The sequence below is a fragment of the Exiguobacterium sp. B2(2022) genome (assembly GCF_028823655.1).
Classification (GTDB): Bacteria; Bacillota; Bacilli; order Exiguobacteriales; family Exiguobacteriaceae; genus Exiguobacterium; species Exiguobacterium aestuarii_A.
The window spans coordinates 1-4,789 of sequence record NZ_JAPEHX010000100.1 but is presented as its reverse complement, the minus strand read 5'-3'; the positions used below and the strand labels follow the sequence as shown (position 1 = coordinate 4,789).

The window sequence follows — 4,789 nt, the reverse complement described above, 5'->3', positions numbered from 1 at the left end:
TACTTTTGATGAAGCAATCAAATCAAGTTCTATTGTGGATTCTCTTGTAGACTTTAAAGTATTTGTTGATGGTGTAGCCATTACGGAAGCGGTTGTTTCTGAAGCTATGGGAACAAACAATAACCAAGTGGTCTTAAACATTGATCGCTCATTAACAGCACTTGAAACTTCAAAAGTAATCACTATCAAGCCAGGTGCTAACTTTGAAGTGCTGGATCTTGCAGACAATGCGCACGCGGCATTTGACTATGTGACGGTATCAAAATAATTTCTTACTCAATAGTGCCCTCTCAATTACGAGAGGGCACTATCTTTATTTTCAATTATTTTTTAAAATCAGCATATTAATTGAAATAATGCACAAGAAGACTAATAATTCTCTCATTTTTAATAATGAGTTTAAGTAACATATTCGGATATAGAGAACATCAAATGTCTGTTATTCAATTTCTTTTCAATAGCAATTACTTTGCGAATGTAGGACATGAGGAGTTAGCAAACTTGTTCAAAAAAATAACGAGTGATTGTTGAAATTACTGCGCTAGAAAACCGCACACGAGTTTTTTTACTGTTCAACGTCCCGTAAATAGGATAAATAATGAAAATCGGACTCAGCTTCTTTAGGTCTGTATTTGGCAGGGCTAAATCTGTTTAGTCATTTTTGGAAACAGTCATGTTTATAGAAGGGTATGTAAATCTCGATGGTCGTGTAAAACAATTGTAGCCAGATCTAGCTAAGCAATCTCTTCTCTAACTTTTAAAAAATCAGGTTCTTGGTCCGCAGGCGCTCGTTCTCACGCTCAATCTGCTGGATGTAACGCTCGGGCTTTTTCTCGTTGGATAGCTCCTCTTTTTGTGTCGTCCGTTCGTGTCGACATTGGAGCCCATGCACGTCGTCGGCGTCATATTTTTTCGTCCATCCGTATAATCCGTCGGTAAGGCACGTCGAATACCACGGCCGACAGTTGATAGTTCCGTCAATTGTCTTAGCAACATCTGACGATTTCGATGTATTCCTCGAATGTGGCCTTGTCATAGCTTGATTCATTCTTTTTCTATGATTTGTTAACTCGCTAGGACTAGTGCACTTCCTAATTCATCCCCGAAGAACAGACCGATCACTGATTTGATGTTTAGAGATTGCATCCATTTTAGAGAGACTACCGAGATAGTCATGGACAGACTAGACCTTCTGTTCCGTAGCGTAAGGTCTCTATGACTTTGATTCCTTCAACGTATCAATCTCACCGGTATCGAATTTCACTTTACTCACCCTGAGGGTATCCTTAGAGACGTGATGAGCCTCCTCAATTTCCTTCCTGGTGAATGTTTCTTTTTCATAATACGTAGCGCACTCAGTTTTTGTTCAATCGAATGCCGACTTCTTGCCATAAAAAACATTCCCCAACCAGATAAACAGATTTGTTATCTCAGTTTTCTATTATTAAGTTAGAAGAACGTACCATTTATCTGTAGGAGTATTCCATTAAGTTTGAGACTCATTAATAAAAAACAATTCCCCTTTTCTATAAAACAAATTATACTTTTATTGTCATCAAATTAATCTTTTACCATTTTTTAAGAAAAGAGGAAATGTACTTGAAACAATTGTTGTGGGCCCTTCTGATTGCCGTTTTTCTTCCTATATTCAGTTTGCCTGATTCGGTGGAAGCAGGTGAGCCGCTTCCGAAACATCTACGAATCCACAATAGTCCTTATGTGATTACGATGGACGGGAAGGACCTTTACCATGTCGGAACGGGAGAACGCACTCCGTTATCGAAAGAATTATTTTTACACTGGTCTTACGATCAACGTGCCGTGATGAGCGTGGACGGACAGTCTATCGTCTTTACATCGGGGTGTGGCTCGTGTTCGATGCATCGCTATATCATCGATTTGGACGGTCAGATTACGGTTGATCTAGTACCAGACAACTATCGCATCGTCGGAGCTGACGTTGCGCACGATCGACTCCTGTGGACGACTTGGTCGGAAGTGATCATGACGAACCTTGAAGGGGATATCCTTTGGAAGCGTTCCGACCTCGGGACTGCCGTCACATTATCTACCGATGGTCAGACCGTTATTGCCGCACAGCATGACCTGTTGAAGATTGACCACGTGAATGCAGCGACAGGTGAAACGGAATCGACTCAATCCTTTGATGTGAAGGTCCAGGGCCGCGATAAGGAAGCGCTCGCCTTTGATGGCGCCATCGCTTATCCGGATCAAGGTTACGTCTATCTCGAAGCAACCCGACAGCTTGTCGCGCTTCCTGGGCGGTCTTACATACAATATGCCGAAGAAGATGGGTTCTTACACTGGTATTCGGAAGGCACGTATGGGGTCCTCGATCTTGCATCTGGAGAATTGAAGACGTATCACCCGATTGTCTATCCGGAACTGTTCCCTGGTGTTTTAGTGTTCCCGGATCGAACAATCCCACTTTCTTCATATAAACAGATGCCAACCCACTTTGAATTCGAAGTCGATAAGAGTGCGAATGAAGAAGGAGATCCATTCCTTTATGTCGGTCGTTCCTATCCACTGATATTCAAATCGACGAATCTGGACGGGGTGGTCGAAACCATTCCGTTTGAGCAATTAAAAGCGAATGAAGCGAATGAAATCACTTCACCTCAAGTATTTACACATCTAGCAGGTGTCAGATACGACCTCACCTATATGGGGGAACATCTCAAAGGTTGGCTCTCTGGCTCCAAGGCAGACTACGTTTCGATTCGTAAGTTCGGAATTGCGGGTGAAATCCTCGGATATGCATCGTCTCATGCAAGGGTGACGGTTCGAGTTCATCAAGACGGGAAAGAGCCGATTCAATACTCGACATTCGCTTCAAGCTCTGGAGAATTCCGAGTGGCGACGGGACGATTAGCAGGAGGGACGACATTTACGGTAACGAGCAGTGGAGGGAGTGGGGTGGTTTATCGACAACCGTTCGTCGTCCCGACTCCGAATCTAGAGCCAAATACGATTGAAGTGGTAGGAGACTCCGTTGAAACGGGGGTCATCTTTAAAACGGTACCGTATGGGAAAATTGACATCACCGTTGAAGAGCACTTCCATTCGTGGTACGACACGATTCAAGCAGACGCCTCAGGTATTGCGCACGTGACGGGAACGGTCGATCCGCTCGCAAAAGGCGTCAAAGTGACGTACGAACCAGCTTTCACGGAAAAGGTAGGGAAGGAACTCGTCGTATTTGAGCGGGCCAAACCGACCTTCACGTTCCAGGTGACACCGAACGCAGGGGATGCGACATTATCCTATGCGTCATCAGCTAAAGGCATTACGTACAAGACGTACGTTAATGACGTGCTCGTCGGGGACGGTCGTACGCTTGCGTTACCGAAGGCGCTTCAAGATGGTGACGTGATTCGTACTGTCGCCACGGCAGGAGACCGCTCGACAACAACGGAGCATCGTGTCGTTGCAGTCGGACCGACGATTCTTCAAGTGACAGATGTCGCGATGACGGCGACACATACGGTCGTGAGCGTTCGTCGTGACGTGAAGGCAGACCTTCAGTTCTATATCAACGGCAAACGTACGACTGCGACGCCGGTCTCCTCGACGCGATTCACGGTTCCGGCACGACCTGGGGACATCGTCCTCGTTCGTCTCGTCCGTGGAGGTCAAAAGCTAGATACGCGTCTTGCGTTACCGAAAGTCACGTTCAGCAACATCCGTCTCCATGACGAGCAAAAGACATGGGTCGGTATGGTGCTTCCGAATAGCGCCGTCACGTTGCAAAACGGCTCGACGCGAATCGCGAGCGGGAAGAGTTCATCGACAGGACGTGTCGTCATGAACTTGGCGCCTCAACCAATCAAGTCGAAAGTCACACTCGTCAGTAAGCGAGGAGTGTATCGTTTCGTTCAGACGGTCTACGTGAAGGCGGGGCTTACGCCGAAGTTCACGGTGACGACGCCGACGAGCTCGTCACGTTCTGTCACGGTGAACGCCAACATCGATTATGGCAAAGTGACAATCCATCGCGGGTCGACACTGCTCGCATCGAAGACGGTGACGTCAAAATCAACCTCTGTCTCGATGGCAGCTCAAAAACCAGGCACACGTTTGACGGTCCGGATGACGACGCCAAAAGGTCGTTCACAGACGATTTACGTCACGGTGCGTTAACTATAAAACACCTATCCCACTAAAAAATACGTGAGATAGGTGTTTTCGTATGTTGGCTTAAGGGATCCTGACAATTACGTCTGAATAACCATAAGCTTGAATTCGAATAGATTTTCCTTTGCTTAACCCATAACCTCCTACAGATAAATAGTTACCTTTATTCCAGTCGCCTGCCTGAGCTAAGTTTCCTTTTGCCAGTTGTACACGCTCGCCTAATACACCACTCATTTTTATTTGCTGTGCATGGCGCATCCATGTCTCATCTTTTGAACGGATAAACAAATATCCATCTACTAATTTGACTTCAACTTTTGGCGGTTTTTGCTGGAAAGATTCAAGCGGTTGTCCGTTGACGCTTATGACACCGAGTTTTCCGTTTGTAAGAGCCACCTCTACTGAAATCAGGTGACGTTTACCGTTTCGAATCGAAACGTGTCGATACGTCCCGGATTGTTTATAAGGTGTAGGTAAAGAAAAATTCTCCTGTAAATTCGGTGTTCCGAATTGATGAAGCATAGGATTCGAAAACGTTCGTTTAAATGCGATTTGTTCAAATTGACCAGAAGGATCAATAATCCCAATCAATTCACGTTGGAAGTAATCGGTCTCACCTGATTTAAAATCT

Annotated in this window: 3 protein-coding genes; 2 read left to right on the top strand and 1 reads right to left on the bottom strand. The window is 45.4% G+C overall.

Annotation, left to right across the window (positions count from 1 at the left end):
* Together ON063_RS14265 and ON063_RS14260 are read left to right on the top strand one after the other, a co-directional pair.
* Positions 1 to 268, top strand: a 268-nt coding sequence (locus tag ON063_RS14265) for a hypothetical protein (protein WP_274665579.1), incomplete at its 5' end; no start/stop codon positions are given.
* Between the two features lie 1,331 nt (positions 269 to 1,599).
* A complete protein-coding gene (locus ON063_RS14260) occupies positions 1,600 to 4,164 on the top strand; it encodes a hypothetical protein (protein WP_274665578.1) in 2,565 nt (854 codons plus the stop codon).
* 57 nt (positions 4,165 to 4,221) lie between these two features.
* Here the strand turns inward: ON063_RS14260 and ON063_RS14255 are convergent.
* Positions 4,222 to 4,789, bottom strand: a 568-nt coding sequence (locus ON063_RS14255) for a hypothetical protein (RefSeq protein WP_274665577.1), incomplete at its 5' end; no start/stop codon positions are given.